The sequence below is a fragment of the Nocardioides gansuensis genome (assembly GCF_003076135.1).
GTDB classification, from domain to species: Bacteria; Actinomycetota; Actinomycetes; order Propionibacteriales; family Nocardioidaceae; genus Nocardioides; species Nocardioides gansuensis.
Window position 1 is genome coordinate 481801 of record NZ_QDGZ01000002.1, and the last position, 19938, is coordinate 501738.

General features: G+C 70.9%; 18 protein-coding genes. 12 read left to right on the plus strand and 6 right to left on the minus strand.

Going from position 1 to position 19938, the window contains the following annotated elements:
• Positions 1 to 223: 223 nt before the first annotated feature.
• The 3 genes from DDE18_RS23945 to DDE18_RS06585 all read left to right on the plus strand — a co-directional run bounded on the left by DDE18_RS23945 (position 224) and on the right by DDE18_RS06585 (position 3182).
• On the plus strand, positions 224 to 655 hold the full coding sequence (locus DDE18_RS23945; RefSeq protein ID WP_211754431.1) for a glycoside hydrolase family 5 protein: 432 nt from the start codon (positions 224 to 226) through the stop codon (positions 653 to 655).
• Entirely contained in the window at positions 547 to 1416 is an 870-nt protein-coding gene (locus DDE18_RS06580) for a glycoside hydrolase family 5 protein (RefSeq protein ID WP_211754432.1), read from the plus strand. Before DDE18_RS23945 ends, DDE18_RS06580 begins: the two co-directional genes overlap by 109 nt.
• A 290-nt stretch (positions 1417 to 1706) precedes the next feature.
• Entirely contained in the window at positions 1707 to 3182 is a 1476-nt protein-coding gene (locus DDE18_RS06585) for a hypothetical protein (protein ID WP_165821062.1), read from the plus strand.
• Between the two features lie 43 nt (positions 3183 to 3225).
• On the opposite strand, the gene DDE18_RS23565 is transcribed toward DDE18_RS06585, so the two are convergent.
• Together DDE18_RS23565 and DDE18_RS06595 are read right to left on the minus strand one after the other, a co-directional pair.
• Positions 3226 to 3381, minus strand: a complete 156-nt coding sequence (locus tag DDE18_RS23565) for a VOC family protein (protein WP_245916482.1) — start codon at positions 3379 to 3381, stop codon at positions 3226 to 3228.
• Positions 3382 to 3679: 298 nt separating this feature from the next.
• Positions 3680 to 5254 carry a non-homologous end-joining DNA ligase LigD gene (locus DDE18_RS06595; protein ID WP_116571417.1) on the minus strand — a complete coding sequence of 525 codons (1575 nt, stop codon included), beginning with the start codon at positions 5252 to 5254 and terminating at the stop codon, positions 3680 to 3682.
• Positions 5255 to 5341: 87 nt separating this feature from the next.
• On the opposite strand from DDE18_RS06595, the gene DDE18_RS06600 reads away from it, so the two are divergent.
• Positions 5342 to 6739: a metallophosphoesterase gene (locus DDE18_RS06600; RefSeq protein ID WP_116571418.1), complete on the plus strand. Its 1398-nt coding sequence runs from the start codon at positions 5342 to 5344 to the stop codon at positions 6737 to 6739.
• A 77-nt stretch (positions 6740 to 6816) separates the two neighbouring features.
• Entirely contained in the window at positions 6817 to 7548 is a 732-nt protein-coding gene (locus DDE18_RS06605; RefSeq protein WP_211754434.1) for a hypothetical protein, read from the plus strand.
• 4 nt (positions 7549 to 7552) lie between these two features.
• Here DDE18_RS06605 and DDE18_RS06610 read toward each other — a convergent pair whose 3' ends face one another.
• Positions 7553 to 8260 (minus strand): sortase domain-containing protein, encoded by a 708-nt coding sequence (locus DDE18_RS06610; protein WP_116571419.1) that lies wholly within the window; start codon positions 8258 to 8260, stop codon positions 7553 to 7555.
• A gap of 70 nt (positions 8261 to 8330) precedes the next feature.
• Between DDE18_RS06610 and DDE18_RS06615 the strand changes: the two genes are divergently transcribed.
• On the plus strand, positions 8331 to 9341 hold the full coding sequence (locus tag DDE18_RS06615; protein ID WP_245916483.1) for an alanine racemase: 1011 nt from the start codon (positions 8331 to 8333) through the stop codon (positions 9339 to 9341).
• Between the two features lie 29 nt (positions 9342 to 9370).
• Positions 9371 to 10075 carry a peptidylprolyl isomerase gene (locus tag DDE18_RS06620; protein WP_116571420.1) on the plus strand — a complete coding sequence of 235 codons (705 nt, stop codon included), beginning with the start codon at positions 9371 to 9373 and terminating at the stop codon, positions 10073 to 10075.
• A gap of 3 nt (positions 10076 to 10078) precedes the next feature.
• On the opposite strand, the gene DDE18_RS06625 is transcribed toward DDE18_RS06620, so the two are convergent.
• The gene (locus tag DDE18_RS06625) at positions 10079 to 10519 is read right to left on the minus strand and encodes an SRPBCC family protein (protein WP_116571421.1); all 441 of its coding nucleotides are present in this window, start codon (positions 10517 to 10519) and stop codon (positions 10079 to 10081) included.
• A gap of 5 nt (positions 10520 to 10524) precedes the next feature.
• The gene (locus DDE18_RS06630; RefSeq protein ID WP_116571422.1) at positions 10525 to 10950 is read right to left on the minus strand and encodes an OsmC family protein; all 426 of its coding nucleotides are present in this window, start codon (positions 10948 to 10950) and stop codon (positions 10525 to 10527) included.
• Between the two features lie 69 nt (positions 10951 to 11019).
• On the opposite strand from DDE18_RS06630, the gene DDE18_RS06635 reads away from it, so the two are divergent.
• The 5 genes from DDE18_RS06635 to DDE18_RS06655 all read left to right on the plus strand — a co-directional run bounded on the left by DDE18_RS06635 (position 11020) and on the right by DDE18_RS06655 (position 19220).
• Complete coding sequence (locus tag DDE18_RS06635) at positions 11020 to 12174, plus strand: exonuclease SbcCD subunit D (RefSeq protein WP_116571423.1); 1155 nt, start codon at positions 11020 to 11022, stop codon at positions 12172 to 12174.
• An 8-nt stretch (positions 12175 to 12182) separates the two neighbouring features.
• The gene (locus DDE18_RS06640) at positions 12183 to 13199 is read left to right on the plus strand and encodes an FkbM family methyltransferase (protein WP_165821063.1); all 1017 of its coding nucleotides are present in this window, start codon (positions 12183 to 12185) and stop codon (positions 13197 to 13199) included.
• The gene (locus DDE18_RS06645) at positions 13196 to 14704 is read left to right on the plus strand and encodes a glycosyltransferase (protein WP_116571425.1); all 1509 of its coding nucleotides are present in this window, start codon (positions 13196 to 13198) and stop codon (positions 14702 to 14704) included. Before DDE18_RS06640 ends, DDE18_RS06645 begins: the two co-directional genes overlap by 4 nt.
• Before the next feature lie 170 nt (positions 14705 to 14874).
• Positions 14875 to 16176, plus strand: a complete 1302-nt coding sequence (locus tag DDE18_RS06650) for a glycosyltransferase family 4 protein (RefSeq protein WP_133241177.1) — start codon at positions 14875 to 14877, stop codon at positions 16174 to 16176.
• Positions 16177 to 16235: 59 nt separating this feature from the next.
• Entirely contained in the window at positions 16236 to 19220 is a 2985-nt protein-coding gene (locus DDE18_RS06655) for an AAA family ATPase (RefSeq protein WP_116571427.1), read from the plus strand.
• Here DDE18_RS06655 and DDE18_RS06660 read toward each other — a convergent pair.
• Entirely contained in the window at positions 19194 to 19907 is a 714-nt protein-coding gene (locus tag DDE18_RS06660) for a sulfotransferase (RefSeq protein ID WP_116571428.1), read from the minus strand. The genes DDE18_RS06655 and DDE18_RS06660 overlap by 27 nt on opposite strands.
• Positions 19908 to 19938 lie beyond the last annotated feature (31 nt).

A 19938-nucleotide genomic window follows, 5' to 3' on the forward strand; every position in this document is an offset into this window, starting at 1 on the left:
ACACGCAGGCTCCGCCAGCGGTCCTCCGGCCTCCCTCCAGAGCGCCGGGTCGGCGGCGAAGGATCCCAGGGTGGGCCGACCCTCCTGACGCTCCACCATGTCGGCGGCCTCCGATTTCGTCCCTGAGCTCTTGTGCTGGCCCCATGCGATGCTGTTCGATCTGGTTGAGCGTTCAATGAAGCGCTTCGACTGACTCGGAAGTGGGGCGTCAATGGCTTTCAAAGTGGGCAAGATCAAGGGCACTCTCCTGGCCGTCGTGTTGACGGCTGCGATGGCTGTGCCTGGCGTAACGAACAAGGCCTCGGCCGATATCGGCACGCAGTCGAGCGCTGCGCAGACAGTGGCCGCTATGGGCGCGGGCTGGAATCTTGGAAACGCACTGGAAGCCAACTCCAACGGATACGCCAGCGAGACGGCGTGGGGCAATCCAACTGTCACCCAAGCGCTCATTGACAGTGTCAAAGCGGCAGGATTCAAGTCGATCCGTATCCCGGTCTCTTATCTGAGATATATCGGACCAGGCCCGAAATACACGATCAACACGGGTTGGCTGGACAGAGTCCAGCAAGTTGTCGACTACGCCCACAGCCGAGGCCTGCACGTGATCATCAACATGCACGGCGATGGTTACAAGTCCATCCCCACGCCTGGCTGATCTGTGACGCAGCCAACCAGACCGCCATCAAGGCCAAGTATCGGAATGCCTGGCAACAGATCGCACACAGGTTCCGGGGTTACGACCATCGCCTGATTTTCGAGTCGATGAACGAGAATTTCGACGGGCAGTACGACCGTCCGACTCAGCCGTGCTACTCGAACATCAACGCTTACAACCAGATCTTCGTGGATACCGTCCGGAGAACCGGCGGGAACAACAGTTCCAGATGGTTGCTCGTTCCCGGCTGGAACACGAACATCGATTACACCGCCGGGAACTACGGCTTCGTGATCTCGACCGACTACTACCGTTCTCCCTCCATTCCCAAGAGCGAGAAGCGGATCATGATCTCCGTTCACTACTATGCTCCATGGGACTTCGCTGGCGAGGAAAGCGGCACCATTACCCAATGGGGAGGCGCGGCGACCGAGCCGTGGAGAAAGTCGACCCGGGGACAGGAAGACTACCTGGAATCGCAGCTGAAACTGATGCACGACACGTTCGTCGTGCGCGGATACCCGGTCGTTGTCGGCGAATACGGTTCGATCGACAAGACATCGTTCGACTGGTCGAACAACACGTACCGGGCAGACTTCGCGTACGCCGTCGCGGCCACCGCCAAGAAGTACGGCGCGGCAACCTTCGTCTGGGACAACGGCGTGAACGGGCGCTATGGCTTCGGGCTCTTCGACCGACACACCAATTCAGTGACCCAACAGGAAGTCATCGCTGGCATCAGGTACGGCGCTGGCTGGTAGCAGCCCAGGCCCTGGTTCCGAGTAGCCCACCGATCACCTCAGCTACCCGTGGCGGGCCCATGGCCGCCGGTCGGGTCGCGGGCGCTGCAGTGCGTGCTCACCGCAACGACCCGGGAGCGCATCCGGGCCATTCCCTCCGTTCTGCAACGCGCGGCCAACGAGGCCACTACGGTGCAGGAGACTGCCCTCGGGGAAGGACCACGCACATGTCGACCCTCTCCTCACGCATGGGATTCCGATCTTGGCTCGCTGCGACCGTTCTCGCGGTCCTCGCCCTGACAGCGCCACCCGTGTCGTCGGCACCAGCGCCAGTCTCGGCACAGGCGACCGGCTCCCTCACGATCACACCGACGAGGTTCTACGGCGGCCAACCGGTCACCTTCTCCGGCAGGCTCCCAGGCGGCAAGCAGACGTTCCGCCTGCAGTACCACATGCGCCGGCCTGGCGACGTGTGGACGGACATCCCCGGCTCCCACGGCAAGACGGACAGCCGTGGCCGCTTCCGCTTCCAGTTCCCGGCCCGCTCGATGAAGAACATCCTGCTCAGGGTGAAGTCGGACAGGAACGCGACCAACGGCGTGAGCATGGCCGCCATGGACCAGCAGGTCGTGCTCTCCCCCACCGAGGCGGTGGTCGGCCAGCCGTTCACGATCTCGGTCGACACCGCGCCGCGACAGAGCCGGGTCGAGCTGATGCCCCTTCCGGGCCGACCGGTGACCCTGCAGCGGCGTGACCCGGCCACCTTCGAGTGGCACACGGTTGCGACCGGTGTCGCGGACGCGGGCGGCTTCGCCACCTTCGAGCAGAATGTCTCAGCCGCGGGCCCGGTCGTCTATCGCGCCGTCGCCGAGCGCCACGCAGGCGTGGGGTGGTTCCCGTCGTTCCCGACCTATGTGGACGTGATGGCGGCGCCTCAGCGGACAGAGCCCACGCCCATCCCCGCAGCCCGGACCGGCCAGGGGCAGGAAGCAGCCACGTTCCGGCAAGCGGCGCGGCTGGCCCGGCGCGACGTCACTGCCTCCGCCGGCAGCGCGCGCAACTGGTGGCCGATCGCCTGGCACTACGCGTTCGAGTACGCCGAGGACCTGACGACGCCTCCCATGGACGGCAAGCCCCGCAAGGGGTGGTGGCGCGACGTGTCCACGGGCACCGGCCGGGTCTCCCAGCAGAGCGGCGGCATGTTCCTGGACAGCAGCTTCGACGCCGGGGAGGGCCTGCGCGGAGGCCCAGGTGACTGGGGCACCACGAACGCCACCCTGATGGACTACCCGATGACCCGCGGCCGGTTCGAGGTACGCCTGCTCTCGCGCGCCCAGGGTGACCCCGGCGACCCGCCCTACCGGATACGCGCCGAGATCATCCCCACGCGCGCCGCCGGAACCGTGTGCAGCCCGCACGCCATCACGTTCCTGGACATGTCGCCGGGCGACCCGTCGTACCGGTTCGGCGTCCGCTCCCCCGCCGGTGACTGGGTGGGCAGCCGGCCCGGCAACTTCAACTTCTCCTCACACGCCTTCGCCGTCGAGGTCGGCACGAGGCACATCACCTTCTTCCTCGACAACGTGGTCGTGGGCGTGCTGAAGGGCACGGCGGCCATCCCGAAGGGCGACCTCACGGTGCGCGTGTCCATGGTCGGCAGCCCGGACACAGAGATGCAGCAAACCGAGGCCCGCTTCGACTGGCTGCGCGGTTGGCCGCTCAAGAAGACCGGCCAGGTCAAGAAGGGCCCGTCGCTGCAGGTGGCGACAGGCGCCTTCCCCTGCTGACGCGCCCCAGGCCCCTCACTGCTCGTGTCGCTCGTGCTCGCGGTCAGTCGCCGTCGCGGCACAGGCAGAACGGGTGGCCAGCTGGGTCGAGGAGCACTCGGACGTTCTCCTGCGGTTGGTGGTCCGCCACGGCCGCTCCCAGAGCGACCGCCTCGGCGACAGCGGAATCGAGGTCGCCGACCTGGAAGTCGAAGTGCAATCATCGGACGCTGAGCTCCATCGACCGGCGGCCACACGGGCGCCTGGTAGCCGGTCGCCTGCTGGAACACGATGTAGATGGGACCCTCAGGAGCGGCGAGGATGGTCGTTCCTGGCTCCTCGTGGCCGATCGGCCAGCCGAGCAGCTCGGAATAGAACCTGCACAGAGCGCCGGGATCGGGTGCTTCGATCGCAGTTCCCCACCACATGCCGTCCATCCGCGATCGCATGCGCGCAGTGTAGGGCGGCTCCCTGGGGAACAGATGACACCCGCACCAGCGCGCGTCGTTCCCCAGAGGTCAGGTGATCTCCGGCAGATCCTGCTCGACGCCGAGCAGCGAGCGGAACGGATCGCCGCGCTGCTCGAGCCGGTCGAGCACGGTCCGGATCGTCCACCTGTCCGGCCGCAGCTCCGGGTCGTCGAGCTCGTGCCACGCGATCGGCACCGAGACCGGGGCGCCGAAGGCAGGTCGGGTCGAGTACGGCGCGACGAGCGTCTTGTTGATCGCGTTCTGCGTGTAGTCGAGCCGCGCCAGGCCGCCCCGGGCCTTCTTCTCCCACTTCCAGCTGACCAGCTCGGGAAGCACCTTGCCGACGGTCCGCGAGAGCTTCTCCGTCCACGCCCGAGTCTGGGCGAACGAGTAGCCCGCGCGGACCGGGATCCAGATCTGGATGCCCCGCTTCCCGGTCACCTTGGGCCGGCCGAGGACGCCGAGGTGGTCGAGTGCCGTCCTGTGCAACCGGGCGAGCTGCAGGAGCTCGTCCCACGTCGTCCTCTCCCCCGGGTCCAGGTCGACCAGGGCGTACGTCGGCTCGTGCATCGCCGAGGTCCGCGACGTCCACGGATGCCACTCCAGCGCGCCGAAGTTGGCCGCCCACACCAGCGCAGCCGGCTCGTCGACGACCAGGTAGGTCACCGTCTCCCCCGAATCAGCCTCCGGGTTGTCCCAGCGCGGCAGCCATTCGGGTGCGTGCGTGGGCAGCTCCTTGTGCCAGAAGCCCTTCTTCTCCGCGCCGTCGGGGTAGCGGTGCAGGTTGACCGCTCGCCCCTCCAGGTACGGCAGCGACAGCGGCGCGACGCGCGCGGCGTAGGCGAGGAGCTCGCGCTTGGTGACGGGCGGGTCGCCCGGGAACAGCACCTTCTCGAGGTTGGTCACCTTCAGCCGGCGGTCGAAGGCCTCCCAGGTCCCCTCGCTGCCCAGCTCCTCGAGCGCCGCGATGGCTGCGTCGGACACAGGTTCGGGGAGCAGCGACTCCTCCGCGACGTCCGCAGGCGCTCCCGACCGCCAGATCCGGTCCGGGTCCTCCGCGACCTCGTCGTTGGTGCGCCCGGTGAGCACCGAGCGCGGATGCTCCTCGGGGTCCCAGCCGGGCACGGCGTACTCGTCGTTCTTGTGGAGCAGCAGCCACTCGCCCTTCTCGCTCTTGTCGGCGCGGTCGTCGCGACGCACCAGCACCAGCCGGCCGCGCAGCTTCTCGCCGTGCACGTCTGCGTGCAGCTCGCCTTGCTCGAGCTGCCGCGCCGGGTCTTGCCCCTTGGCCGGCTCCCACGTGCCGGTGTCCCAGACGATCACGTCGCCACCGCCGTACTCGCCGCTGGGGATCACCCCCTCGAACTGCAGGTACTCGATCGGGTGGTCCTCCACGTGCACGGCCATCCGTCTCACCGCGGGATCGAGGGTAGGCCCCTTCGGCACCGCCCAGCTGACCAGCACGCCGTCGATCTCGAGGCGCAGGTCGTAGTGGAGCCGACTGGCCCGGTGCCGCTGCACCACGAAGCGGCGGCCGTCCGACCGGCCGGGCGTGCCGTCCCCCGCGGGCTCCGGCGTCCGCCGGAAGTCTCGCTTGCGCCGGTACGTCGCGAGGTCGGCCATACCCACGCGGTTCCCCGGAACCCGGCGGCGCATCCCCGGCGGCTGCGTCGTGGGTACCGACGTGGGCACGGGAGCTGAGAGGGAGCCATGCAGGACGACCTACACATCGAGCCGTTCATCCACCTCGTCGACGTCACGCACGACGCCGCCCTGGTCGCCTGGGGTGGGTTCCACTTCAGGCGGGACCGGGTGCGGGACCGCTGGGACATCGTCGACGACCAGGACCTGCAGGAGAGCTGCGGCAGGCACACGTGCATCGGGCACGCCGCGGAGTCCTTCGGACCGACGGTCGTCGAGGTCCTCGACGCCGGGCGCGGCCGGGTCCTCTCCAGGGCGCACAGCGACGCCACCTGGACGTGGGTCCGTGACCTGGAGCCCGACACCGACTACCGCTACCGCGTCCTCGTCGACGGACGCGAGTGGGCGGCCGGCGAGCGCTGGGACTGGGTCGAGGACCGCCGCGGCGGCTACGACCTGGCGCCGGCGGGGCTCTCCTACGACCTGCGGTTCCGGACGTGGCCGGAGCCCCATGCGGAGACCCCGCCGCTGCGGTTCATCGCCCTCGGCGACTACGGGGTCGGCATCCGCTCGGACTCGGAGTCCAGCCGGCGGCAGCGGCGGATCGCCGAGGTGCTCGACCGGTTCGTGGCCGACCACGACGTCCGCTTCGTCGTCTCGCTCGGCGACAACATCTATCAGGGCGAGCAGGGCGCGGTGGACGACGAGAGCGGCGGCGAGGACGACGACTGGTACTCCAGCTTCTTCCAGCCCTACCGCTACGCGCTCGCGCGGGTCCCGTTCTTCCCCGCCATCGGCAACCACGACACGACCGACACGGAGGGAGCGGACGACCGCGCGCAGATGGAGGACAACTTCCACCTTGCCGAGCGCTTCCGCTCCCCCGGACGCGACTGCATCGAGCCGGGCCTGTTCTACCGGGTCCGCTACGGCCGGGACCTCGAGCTGGTCTGCATCGACTCCTCGCAGGACCCCGAGGAGGGCGTCCACCGGCACTTCCAGGCCGGGGACCAGCTCGAGTGGTTGCGCGAGGTCTTCTCGGCGCCCGACGTGCGCTGGCGCATCCCCTTCTCCCACCACCCGGTCTACTGCGCGGGCCCCTCGCACGATGACGACTCCGAGATGCTCGAGACGCTGGATCCCTTGTTCGCCACCGCCGACGTGCGCCTCGTGCTGGCCGGGCACGAGCACAACTTCCAGATCGGCCGGGTCGACCGCCGTACGTATGTGGTCTCAGGAGCCGGCGGCCAGGTGCGCGACGAGGCGCCGGCCCGGCTGGGCGAGAAGGGCGTCGAGGCCTGGGCGGCCCACGCCCACCTCCTGGTCGTCGACGTCGACGGTGACCGCGCCCGGCTGACCCCGGTGTCCGGACTGCTCGGCGACGGCTCGCCCCACCTGATGACCGCCCTGGACGCCCAGAACAAGGTCGTCCGTCCGCCCTACGACGTCGACGCTGCGTCCGATTGACATAACGTCACCCGAATGCCGGCCGAACCGACGGGTACCGCTTTCCTCAGGACACTGTCAAGTACAGGGAGCTACCCATGAAGCTTCACTTGCCGCACAGAGAACGACATCGCGAGCACGGGGCGCACGAGAGTGGCTACGAGCGCGGGTCGCACGAAACTGACTACGAGCACCGGTCGCACGCGACTGATGACGAGCACGGGTCGCACGAGACCTACCACGACGACTCCGACACCAGTCAAGCAACACCGGCCATGGACCGCCACGCCGTCGTCGCGCGGGAGCGCGCGGAGTACGGCGGCATCAAGTGGGGTTCTGCGTTCTTCGGCTGGCTCACCGCCATGGGCACCGCCCTCATCCTGACCGCGGTCCTAGCCGCGGCGGGTGCCGCGGTCGGCCTCAGCACCGGCCTCGAGGAGTCGGACGCCCGGCGGAACGCCGAGACCGTGGGGATCGCCGGCGGCATCGCGCTGCTGGTGGTCCTCTTCGTGGCCTACTTCGCAGGCGGCTACGTCGCCGGCAGGATGGCACGCTTCGACGGCGCCAAGCAGGGCCTGGCCGTGTGGCTGTGGGCGCTCATCATCGCCATCGTGGTGGCCGTTGTGGCTGCGGTCGCCGGCACCGAGTATGACGTGATGGCCGAGCTCAACGGCTTCCCGAGGATCCCGATCAGCGAGGGCGACCTGACCACCGGCGGCCTCGTCGCCGCGGTGCTCGCCGTGGTGGCGAGCCTCGGTGGCGCCGTCCTGGGCGGCCTCACGGGCATGCGCTTCCACCGCAAGGTCGACCGCGCCGGCTGGGACTGGTGATTCGCTAGGACGCCGCCACGAGCACGCCGATCTTGTCGATCCGGTGCTCGGGGTTGTCGAACTCGTCTGCCCAGTAGTTGCCCTCGGCGTGGTCCTCGATCGTGCGACACGTGGAGAGCGTGATCATCGCGCGGGATGGTGCCACGCCGGGGCGGCCCGGCACCGCGGCGCGCTGCTCCCTCAAGGAGCGCGCGCTGCGGAACGACGTGATCCGGGTCGTCGTGATCCGGTAGGTGTAGCGCACTCCCCCCGCGACGACGTACACCTTGTCGCCCCGCCGCAGGTCCGGCAGGTAGCGGAAGGCCTGCGTCGAGGAGAGCCGGTGGGCGGTGACCTGGTAGTTGCCGATGCCACCCGGGCCGGTGCCCCCGCGGGGTCCGTGCGGGCTGGCGGCCACGCCCCGGTTCTGGATCTCCGTGCCGGGGCCGTCGTCGGTGTAGCCGCGGTAGGGCACCACGGGGAGGTGCCGGATCGCCAGCCGCGGGATGCTCAGGAGTGCACGCCGCGGGGCTCCGTCGCTGGCCATCGACTCACGACGCGGCGTCGTCGGCGGTGCGGTGGGCGACGCCTTGCTCGCTTCGCTTCCGTCGTACGACGGCCTCGGCGGCGCCGGCGCGGGTCCGCTCCCCTGCCCCGAGCACCCGGAGAGGAGGGCCGCCAGCAGCAGCCCACCCGCGTGGAGAAGAGCGCGGCGCGTGGTGCCGACCTGCATACCCTCGAGGCTACGTGCCCGGGATCGGGTCCAGGGACCCTGCCTCGGCGCTCCTGCGTACGGTAGCGCCGTGACCACACCCCGCCTCGTCGTCGAGGAAGAGCTCCTCCGCCGCAACATCGACCGGGTCGCGGTCGGCGCACGTGTCGCGGGCGTTGCGTTGCGGCCGCACGTGAAGACCCACAAGTGCCTGGAGATCGCCCGCCTCCAGGTGGCGGCCGGCGCCACGGGCGTCACCGTCGCGACCGTCGGTGAGGCCGAGGTGTTCGTGCACGCGGGGTTCGACGACGTGCTCGTGGCCTACCCGCTCTGGCTCGACGACGACCGGGCCACACGGCTGGCCCGCCTCGCGGGACGCGCCAGGAACGCGATCGGCGTCGACTGCACCGAGTCCGCCGCGCGCGCCCGGGCGATGCTGCCCGACGTCGAGCTGATGGTGGAGATCGACAGCGGCCACCACCGCACGGGGTGCGCTCCCGGCGACGTGGGCGAGGTCGCCGCCGCCGGTGGGGTGCGGGGGGCCTTCACGTTCCCTGGCCACTCCTACTCCCCCGACGGCGGCAGCGGCGCCGCGGCCGACGAGGCACGGGCCCTGGCAGAGGCCGGGAAGGCGCTCGTCGCTGCCGGAGTGGAGGCACCGGTGCTCAGCGGCGGCTCGACACCCAGCCTCGCGCACACCGACACCGGCGTGGTGACGGAGTTGCGTCCCGGCGTCTACGTCCTCGGTGACGCCCAGCAGTGGGAGCTCGGGTCCTGCTCCCCGGACGACATCGCGCTGACCTGCCACGCGACGGTCGTGAGCCTGGCCGGCGGCCGGGTCGTCGTGGACGCCGGCAGCAAGGTCCTCGGCGCCGACCGCGCGGCGTACTCCACCGGCTTCGGCCGCCTGCTCGACCACCCGGACGCCCGGATCGTGATGCTCTCGGAGCACCACGCGGTCATCGAGATGGCCGAGCGACCTCCGCTCGGCACCACCCTGCGGCTGGTGCCCAACCACGTGTGCAACGCGGTCAACCTGGCCGACGAGCTCTGGGTGGGCGACCAGCGCTGGAGCGTCGCGGCGCGGGGCCGCAACGGCTAGCCGGCCGGCGCCCGCCTACGATCTGCCCCATGCTGACCCGACGCCTCTCCGCCACCTCGGCCCTCGCCGTTCTCTCCCTCGCCGTGCTCACCGCTTGTGGCACCGAAGATGGGGACCAGCCGGCCGACGCCGCCACGGAGACGACCACCGACGCCTCGGCCGACGCGGGCACCGTGCAGTGCGACTACCCGGCCGACGGGACCGAGCCCGCCCGCGAGGTCGAGCCGCCGTCCAGCGAGGCCCAGGCGACGGGGACCGTCCCGGTCGCGGTGAGCACCAACGTCGGCGACTTCAGCCTCACGCTGGACGCCGAGAGCACGCCCTGCACGGTGCACTCCTTCGTCTCCCTGGCGGAGCAGGGGTTCTACGACGACACCCCGTGCCCGCGGCTGGCCAACGCACCCGGCTTCGGCATCCTGCAGTGCGGTGACCCGAGCGGCACCACCGCGGGCGGCCCGGGCTACACCTTCGCCGACGAGCTCACCGGCGAGGAGAACTACCCCGCCGGCACGCTCGCGATGGCGAACGCCGGAGCGGACACCAACGGCTCGCAGTTCTTCTTCGTCTTCGCCGACACGCAGCTCTCCCCCGACTACACCGTCTTCGGGACGTTCGACGAGGCCGGCATCAAGCTGATGGAGAAGGTCGCGGAGAAGGGTGACGACGGCTCCAACCCGGCCGGCGGCGGCGCCCCCAACCAGCCCGTCACCATCGAGAGCGTCACGGTCGGCTGACCGCTAGCCCCTCGACTCGAGGAGGGACTTGAGGCGCGCGAGGTCCTTCGACGTCGCCCGCGTCATCGCCTTCTCCAGCACCGGAGCGCCGAAGCGCGCGAAGCCGCTCGGCTCCCCGGTGTTGTTGAGCGTCATCCGGGTGCCGCCCTCGACGGGCTCCCAGCCGTACGTCGTGCGCATCGGGAACGGTCCCTGTGCGGTCTCCATCACCAGCCGCCGGTCGGGCACCAGCTCGGTGACCTCGTAGGTGTAGGCGATCCGCCTGCCGAGAAACTGCGCGACGAAGTCCATCCGCGAGCCCACCCGCACGGGCGGCTCGGTGCGCCACTCCACCGACCTGATGTTGACGTACCACTCGGGTGCGTTGGTCGGGTCGCCCGCGTACGCCGCGACCTCGGGGACCGGCCGGGCGATGACCGTCTCGACGGTGACGTCGACAGCCATGCCGCTCAGCTGTGCTCATAGGTGATCGGCGCGCCGATCTGGACCGTACGGCCGACGGTGCAGAGCCGGTCGCGGGACTGCTCGACGGCCCGCGGGAGCGCTGCGCGGGCCGCGTCGCCCTCGGGCCCCTTGGGGAAGACGACGTCGAGGGAGACCCGGAGCCCGGTGAGGTGGTTGCCCTGCTCGTCGCGCACCTTGTCGCCGCTCGCGTCCACCTCGAACGTCGTGGCCACCGCACGCTTGCGGGTGATGAACTCGACGTCCAGCGCGGTGCAGCTGGCGATCGCGGCGAGCAGCAGCTCGACCGGGGTGAAGTCGGGATCGTCGCCGCCGACTCCGATGAAGGTCTCGCCACCCCGCTCGTTGGTGGCCTTGTAGCGGGCCTCGCCGATCTTGGTCAGGTGGATGCTGCGCAAGGAGTCGTCGCTCATGGGCGCCAGCCTGCCAGAGGCGCGGCGCGCGTCCGACCGGATGTCGGTGCTCCGACCTAGGTTCGTCCCATGCGCATCCTGCACACCTCTGACTGGCACCTGGGCCGGTCCTTCCATCGGGAGGACCTGCTCGGCCACCAGGGTGCATACGTCGACCACGTGATCGACGTGGTGGAGCGCGAGCAGGTCGACCTGGTGCTCCTGGCCGGCGACGTCTACGACCGGGCCCTCCCCCACGTCGACGCCGTCCGGCTGGCCGACGAGGCGTTCGCGCGGCTAGCGCGCTCCCGGGCCAGGGTGGTGGTGACGAGCGGCAACCACGACTCCGCCCAGCGGCTCGGCTTCGGCTCCCGGCTGATGGACGCCGCGGGGGTCTTCGTCCGCACCTCGGCAGCCGATGTCGGACGACCTGTCGTGCTCGAGGACGCGCACGGACCCGTCGCCGTGCACGGCCTCCCCTACCTCGACCCCGGTGCGCTCCGCGAGCCGTGGGACCTGCCCGTGCGCTCCCACCAGGCGGCGCTCGCCGAGGCCATGAGCCGGGTCCGCCGTGACCTGGCGGCCAGGCCCGGGGTGCGCTCCGTGGTGCTCGCCCATGCCTTCGTGGCCGGCGCCGAGCCCTCCGACTCCGAGCGCGACATCAGCGTGGGCGGCGTCTCTCGGGTGGCGACGACGGTCTTCGACGGCGTCGACTACACCGCGCTCGGCCACGTCCACGGCAGCCAGGTGCTCGGCGACTCGATCCGCTACAGCGGCTCCCCCCTCGCGTTCTCGTTCTCCGAGGCCGACCAGGTGAAGGGCTCCTGGCTGGTCGACCTCGGCCCGACGGGCGTCGACACCGCCGAGTTCGTGCCGGCTCCCGTGCCGCGCCCGCTGGCCCGGCTGACCGGCACGCTCGAGGAGCTGCTGACCCGCGCCGACCTCGCAGGCCACGAGGACTCCTGGGTCCAGGCGACCCTCACCGACGCGACGCGGCCGCTCCAGGCCATGGACCAGCTCCGCCGGCGCTTCCCGCACACGCTGGTGCTCCAGTTCGCGCCCACGCAGCCGACGGCCACCACGCCGATGGCCAGGCCCACCGGGCGCAGTGACCACGAGATCACCCTCGACTTCGTCGCCGACCTGCGCGGGGCACCCGCCACCCCCGAGGAGTCCAGCCTGCTGCGTGACGCGGTGGAGGCCTGCTGTGGGGACCCCGAGCAGGACCAGGCGCCACGGATATAGTGCCGCGCGTGACCGGGGAACAGTTCATCTCATACGCTCAGAACCGCGAGGACGTCGTGCTCTGGCGGGCGCTGGGCAATGTCCAGAACGGGCGCTACGTCGAGATCGGGGCCAACGACCCGGTCCAGGACTCGATCACCAAGGCCTTCTATGACCGTGGCTGGACGGGGCTGGTGGTCGAGCCCGATCCGGTGTTCGCGGGCCGGGTCCGGAGGGCCCGCCCCCTCGACCACGTCGTCGAGGCGGCCGTGACCTCGGCAGGTGACACGGTGACGCTCCACCGGGCGCCCGGCACCGGCATGTCCTCGCTGGTCGATTCTGTCGGCGTAGCCAACGCCAAGCGCGGCATCACAGTGAAGGACCTGGAGGTGCGCGGGGCGAGACTCGACGTGCTGGTTGAAGAGGCCGGTCTGGCGCACACACCGGTCCACTTCCTGATGGTGGACGTGGAGGGTGCCGAGGCCGATGTCCTCGCCAGCGTCGACCTCCGTGCCTGGCGGCCCTGGGTGCTGGTGATCGAGGCGACCGAGCCCAACTCAACCCGATCGACCCGCGACCGGTGGGAGCCCGGGGTGCTCGCGGCGGGCTACACGTTCTGCCTGTTTGACGGCGTCTCATGCTTCTACGTCGCCGACGAGCATGCCGCGACCCTCCGCGAGCCGCTCAGCTATCCTGCATGTGCGCTCGACCACTTCATTGACCGCGAGGTCGCGGACCTCGGGAGGCGCCTGGCCGAGTCCGAGGGCCATCTGCGCCACTGGCGCTCAAAGGCCCTTCGCGCCTGGGGGGCGGGGGTGGGCCGCGCTCCCACAGAGAACGCGTGGTTGCTGGAGCGCAGCCAGTTGCTGCAGCGTGTCAATGAACTGACCCAGCGCACCGACAAGCAAGCCGAGCGGATCAAGGTGCTGCGGCGCAAGCTCGCCCATGCCGAGCGTCGCTCTGTGGCAGAAGCGCCTGGGCGACAGGGCGGTTCCGCCAGCCCTCTGGCCAAGACCGCACGATCGCTGCTGGGGCGCTCCAGGTGATCACCAGCGTCAGTTCGGGCGTCGTCATCGACGCCCTGACACAGCGTCTCAGCGTGGCGACCGTGGCGCTCACGGGCGTGCAGCCAGAGATCTCGGGCGCGGACGCCGCCGACACGACGTCCCAGGCGCTAGTCCACCTCGCCGGCGAGGTGGAGGCCACGCCGGGGCCGGACATCTGGCTGTTCCTCACGGCCGTATGCGGACGGTTCCCGATGGCCGGTGAGGTACAGCGTGCCGCCCGCATCCTCCAGCTGGACGGCCCGGAGGCGCTTGCATCCAACGCGCTCGACAACGTGGCCGCAGACCCGGTGTCTGCGCGCCCCGATCTCCCGATTGACATCATCACCGATCGAGCCGTCGTCTACGCCGACTACTGCGCCCGCCACGACAACAACTCGGGCATCCAGCGGGTCACCCGCGCCGTCGCTCAGCGGTGGGCCGTGTGGCATGACGCCGTGGCGGTGGCCGACACGGAGGAACGCTCCGGCTTTCGCACGCTGTCCCCCCAGGAGGAGCTGCGCGTCTGCAGCTTCGGCCTCGACACCGAGGTCGACCATGAGCTTGAGGCGGCGTTCTCTCCCCGTCTCATCGTCCCCTGGCGGACGACGGTGCTCTTCCCGGAGGTGCCTCACTGGCACGCCGCGCGGACGACCAGGGAATTGGTCGCTTACTCGGGCAACCGTGCGTGCGCCGTGGGGCACGACATGATTCCCGTCGTCTCGGCGAGTCTCAGACCTCAACAGGAGTCCGTCTTCACGCTGTACTTGAGCTCGGTCAAGCACATGGCCAAGGTCGCAACTGTCAGCAACTCGGCGCGCGACGAGTTCCGCGGCTTCACGCACATGCTCTCGGCGCAGGGGCTTGCCGGACCTCGCGTCGAGACTGTCATGCTGCCAGAGGACCTGGGGAGACCTGAGCGTCCGCTTCAGAGCCAGCCCCCGACTCGTCCGCGCGTCGTAGTGCCGGCGCGGCAGGAGATCCACAAGAACGTCCTCATGGTGGTTCAGGCGGCGCACCGGCTCTGGTCGGAGGGCCAGGACTTCGAACTCGTGCTGATGGGCGGCGACGGCCTCGCCAAGCCCCTCATCCGTCAGGCGGTCGCGGCCATCGAATCCGAGGGACACCCCATCACGAGCCTCGGCTGGGTATCGGACGACGAGATGTGGCAGCAGCTCGTTGACGCAAGTTTCGCCGTGTTCGTCTCCCTGCACGAGGGCTACGGCCTGCCCGTCGTGGAGGCGCTCGCCTGCGGCACGCCGGTCCTGACCAGCAACTACGGCAGTCAAGCAGAGATCGCTGCCCACGGCGGCTGCGTCACGGTGGATCCCCGTGACATGGACGCCGTCGCGGCTGCGATGCGGGAGCTGATCACCTGTCCCGAGCGGCTCGTGGAACTGCGCGCCGAGATCGACAAGCGCGCCTCCAGGACCTGGGACGACTACGCTCGAGACCTGTGGGAGTTCACAACCGACCACGGCGGCGGGAACCAGGAGGTCGGACGTTGAGACGCCGCGCACCGGCCGCAGAGGCCTGGGCGGTCCGTCTCGCCCTCGTCGCGAAGGCACTCGGACAGGGGTCGCCCACCGTTGCCGTGGCGGCCGACGGTCCAGGCAGGGCGGCACGACCCCTCTTGGACCCTAAGGACCCCAGCGAGATCTGGCTCACGCTGGCCGTGATGAGCGGCAGGCTGCCCGACAACCAGCTGGTCCAGGCGACCGCCTTGGCCTCTCGCTTCGACAGAGGCGAATCGCTCGACAAGGCGATCCGCTCCCTGTCGACGCCCTCGAGCCTGGCGCGGCAGGTCGTGCTCCCCGAACCCGGTGACGTCCTCGTCGACGTCGCCACCACCCTGGACTCGCCGTTCACCACCGGCATCCAGCGCGTGGTCCGCGAGTCTGTAATGCGCTGGATCCGCGACCACGGAGCGCGCCCGATCACGTGGACGACGACCCTGTCCTGCACCCGCCTGCTGCGTCCACACGAGCAGGAACTGATGGAGAAGGGCCTCGCTCCCGACCCCACCGTGCGACAGCCACGCGGGCAGCAGCCTGCACTCGTGGTGCCCTGGGAGTGCACCTACATCCTGCCCGAGGTGGTGGGCGAGTACAGCCGCTCCGTCCTCCTCCAGCCCCTCGCCCGCTACTCGCGGTGCCGAACCGGCGCCGTCGGCTACGACGTCGTCGCCGTCACCTCGGCGGAGACCCGAGGCGGGCACGACAACGAGCACTTCCTCGAATACCTCAACGCGCTGCAGCCCTTCGACGCGATCACTCCGATTTCCCGCGCCTCGGAGGCCGAGTTCGAGGGCTGGCACCAGGCGCTGGCTGGGGCCGGGCTGACCGGGCCTGAGCTCAGGGAGGTGACCCTGCCTGCCAGCATCCACCCGGCCTCCGAGGAGGCTCGCGAGGAGTTCGCAGCCGTGTTCGATGACTCGAGCGGACCGGTGGTGCTCGTCGTCGGTAGCCACGAGCCACGGAAGAACCACCTGGCGGTCCTGCACGCAGCGGAGCTCCTGTGGCGGCGCGGCCACGTCTTCACGCTGTGCTTCCTCGGCGCTCGGTCTTGGGGCGGAAAGGAGTTCAGGGAAAACGTCGCGGATCTCCAGGCGGCCGACCGGTCACTGCTGATGCTCGGCGGGGTGGACGACGACATCCTCGCGGCGGCGTACACGCACGCGCGCTTCAGCGTCTTCCCGTCCCTCAACGAGGGCTTCGGACTGCCCGTGGCCGAGTCACTCGCGCTCGGCACGCCGGTGATCACCTCAAACTTCGGGAGCATGGCACAGATCGCGGAGGGCGGTGGCGCCCTCACGGTCGATCCGCGTGACGACTACGCGCTGTCTGAGGCCATGGAAGCGCTGCTGGGCGACGACCTGGTGCTGAGCACGCTGGAGAAGGAGGCCGCTGCTCGACCCAAGCGCACCTGGGACGACTACGCCCGGGAGACGTGGGAGGTCCTCACGGGGCGGCTGGCCTAGGGCCATTGACAGCGGCGTTGCTCCGCCTTGTTGTCGGTGCGGGCTCGTAGGTTCGACCCATGCGACTCCACCGCCTCGAGATCACGGCCTTCGGGCCGTTCTCCGAGCGCGTGGTCGTCGACTTCGACGCCCTTTCCGGGGCGGGCCTCTTCCTGCTCTCAGGCCCGACTGGTGCCGGCAAGACCAGCGTCCTGGACGCGGTCTGCTTCGCGCTTTACGGCGACGTCCCCGGCGACCGGGCGGTCGCCAAGCGGCTCCGCTGTGACCGCTCGCCGGAGGGTGTCGCTCCGCGTGTGGTGCTGGAGGCGACCCTGAGCGGGCGCAGGTTCCTCCTCGACCGGTCTCCCGCGTGGGAGCGCCCCAAGCGCCGGGGCACCGGCACCACCACCCAGCAGGCGCACGTCGTGGTCTCCGAGCGCATCGAGGGCGAGTGGGTGCCGCTGTCCACCCGCATCGATGAGACGGGCCACCTGGTGAGCCGCCTGCTCGGGATGACCCTCACCCAGTTCTGCCAGGTCGCGATGTTGCCCCAGGGCCGGTTCCAGGCGTTCCTCCGCGCGCGCTCGGAGGAGCGGCACGCCCTGCTCCAGCAGATCTTCCGGACAGCGCGCTTCGACCGGGTGGAGGGTTGGCTGCGGGACCACCGGCTGTCGCTGCGGCGGCGGTGCGACGACGAGCTCCGGGCGCTCGCCGACCTCGCGAGCCGGCTCAGCGAGACCGCCGGGTTCCCCTTGCCCGAGGGCACGGACGTCCGCGCCCTCACCGGCCCGGCCGCCGAGGGCGAGCTCGCCACCTGGGCGAGCGAGCTGGTCGCGGCCAGCGCCGACGCGGCCGCCGCAGCCGAGGCCGAGCTGGCCCGGGCCACCGGCAGCGCGTCGACCGCCCGCGAGGAGCTCCGCCGTGGGCTCGAGGTGGCCCGCCTCGCCCAGACCCACCACGCGGCCACGGCCGAGCTGGCGCGACTGGACGCCCGGTCCGGCGAGCACGAGGCCGCCGTCGCCCGCGTCCAGCTCGCCAGGCAGGCCGAGGGGGTGCGGCCCCTCCTCGAGCTGGGCCGGCGTGCCGCAGACGACCTCGGGCGGGCGCGCCAGGCGGTGGCGGCCGCCCTCGACGTCGACGGCCTCCGCGGCGCGACGCGCGCCCTCCTGGCAGGACTCCGTGATGACCTCACCGGTTCGCTGGAGCGCGTGCAGCGACTAGGCGGAGTGGAGGCCGAGGCCGCCGGGCTCGAGACCCAGCTGCGCGACCTCGACGCCGACCGGACCTCGCTGGAGGCCCAGCTCGACGGGGTGGTCCGGCAGGTCGCCGAGCTCCCCGAGCGCGAGGCTGCCGCCCGGGCCGCTCGCGAGGAGTCGGCCGCAGCAGCCGCCGCGCTGCCGGCGGCAGCCGCGGAGCTCGACCGCTGGCGCGAGGCGCACGCCGCCCACCGGCTCGCAGGTGGCCTCGCCAGCCAGCTCGAGGCAGCGCGTGCAGAGCTGCAGACCGCGACCGACCGGGTCCAGGCGCTCAAGGAGACGTGGCTGCGGTTGCGCGAGGAGCGCCTCGACGGGATGGCCGCGGAGATAGCCGGTGCCCTCGTGGTCGGGGGATGCTGCCCGGTGTGCGGCTCGCACGACCACCCCTCGCCGGCCCGGCCGTCCCCGGGTGCCCCCGACGCGGCCGCCGAGAAGGCTGCACGCGCCCTGGTCGACGATGCCGAGGTCGACCACCTGGCCCGCACCGAGCGGGTGCGCGACCTGACCACCCGACTTGCCCTCGCGCGGGCGACCGCGGGCGAGGCTCCCGACTCGCTGGCCGGCCGGGTGGCCGACGCAGAGGCGACGCTGGCGTCGCTGCAATCGCTCGCCGACCGGGCCGATGGCGACGAGGCCGTCCTCGCGCGACTGGTGGCTGCCGGCGCCGAGCTCGCCGATGAGGCGACCACCCTGCGGGGCCGTCTCGCCGGGCTCGCGTCGCGCAGCGCGGTGCTCCGCTCCCGGCTGGACGACGCCCGCGCCGAGCTCGAGGCATGCCTCTCCGGCACCGGCTGCGACGACCTGACGTCGCTGGCTGCCTCGCTGGTGGACCGCAAGGACGCCGTCGACCGGGCGATCCACGCACTGGAGGCCTGCGAGCGGGCCCAGGACGCCCACGACCGGGCAGCCCAGTCCCTGGCCGAGGCCCTGGACCGCGCCGGCTTCGCCGACGCAGCGGCCGCGGAGACGGCCCTGCTCGCGCCCGACGACCTCCTCGACACCGAGGCCGCGATCTCCGAGCACGTGCTCGCCGTCGACCGCGCACGCCGGCTGCTCGACGATCCCGCGGTCGTGGCCGCAGCAGGAGCGACCCCGCCCGACGTCGACGCCCTGCACGCGAGCGCCGAGGCCGCGGAGCAGGCGCTCACCACTGCACACGGACGCCGCGACCTCACGGCCGACCGTGCGACCCGGGTGCGTGCCCTCGCCGACGAGCTCGCCGCCGCCCTGGCCGCCTGGCTCCCGCTGCACGCCGACCTCGGCCTGGTCACGTCCCTGGCCAGCTTCGTCGAGGGCAAGTCACCCGACAACCAGCTGCAGATGCGGCTCTCCGCCTACGTCCTGGCCCATCGGCTCTCCCAGGTGGTCGACGCCGCCAACGCCCGCCTGAGGTCGATGAGCGACCAGCGCTACACGCTCGAGCACACCGGCCGCCGGGGAGCCGGCGAGACGCGGGGCGGGCTCAGCCTGCTGGTGCGCGACGAGTGGTCGGGCGAGAGCCGCGACCCGGCGACCCTGTCGGGCGGAGAGACGTTCGTGATCTCGCTGGCCCTGGCGCTGGGCCTCGCCGACGTCATCACCCAGGAGGCCGGCGGCGCCGACCTCGACACCCTCTTCGTCGACGAGGGATTCGGCTCGCTCGACGCCGACACGCTCGACGACGTGATGGACACCCTCGACTCGCTTCGCGACGGCGGCCGGGTGGTCGGCGTGGTCAGCCACGTCGCCGAGATGCAGACCCGCATCCCCACCCAGCTGCGGATCGTCAAGGAGCGCGGCGGCTCACGCGTCGTGGCCGTCACCGGCTGAGGTCGGCCACCCACTCACGTCGAGGCCCCACTCCTCGGCGAGGCGCGCCACCTGCGGCCGATACAGGACCTGGAGGGACTCGGCCAGGCCGGCCGGCGGCTCCCACGTGGCGTGGCTCGACGAGCGGGACGGTCGGTCGACGTCCCGCAGCGGCACCGACCCCAGGCCAAGCCGGGCCCAGACCGCGTCGACCGCGGCCTGCGGGTCGCGGAGTACGTCCTCGTAGACCATCACCACGAGGCGCTCGCGACCGACGTGGTGGGCCCACATGGCCAGCTGGTCGGCGTAGAAGCCGCTGAACGCCTGCACGGTGATCGGCACCGGGTAGGGCCATGGGTTGTTGGCGCGCGTGGCCGCGAGCCGCATCGCCGAGAGGAACCGCTCGACAGGGTCCCGCAGCAGTACGAGCACCAGCGTGTCCGCACCGAGCAGCCGTGCGGCAGCCGCGGGAGCCGAGGCGTGGCGGAGATACTGCGGCGTCCACTCCCCCCGCCGGACCCCGTCGTCGGGGAACAGGTCGAGGTACGCCGAGGCCGGCTCGATGCCGTCGCCGACCTTGTGCAGCAGGTGCTGCTCCTTGCGGTCGTTGGACCCCAGCCCGACCTCCCGGTGCTGGCAGAGCAGGTCGGTGAACCATGTCGTCCCGGACCTCTGGGCGCCGATCCCGAGCCAGGCGGGTGTCGTCATGGCCGTCACCCTAACGGCTCGGATAGGTTCG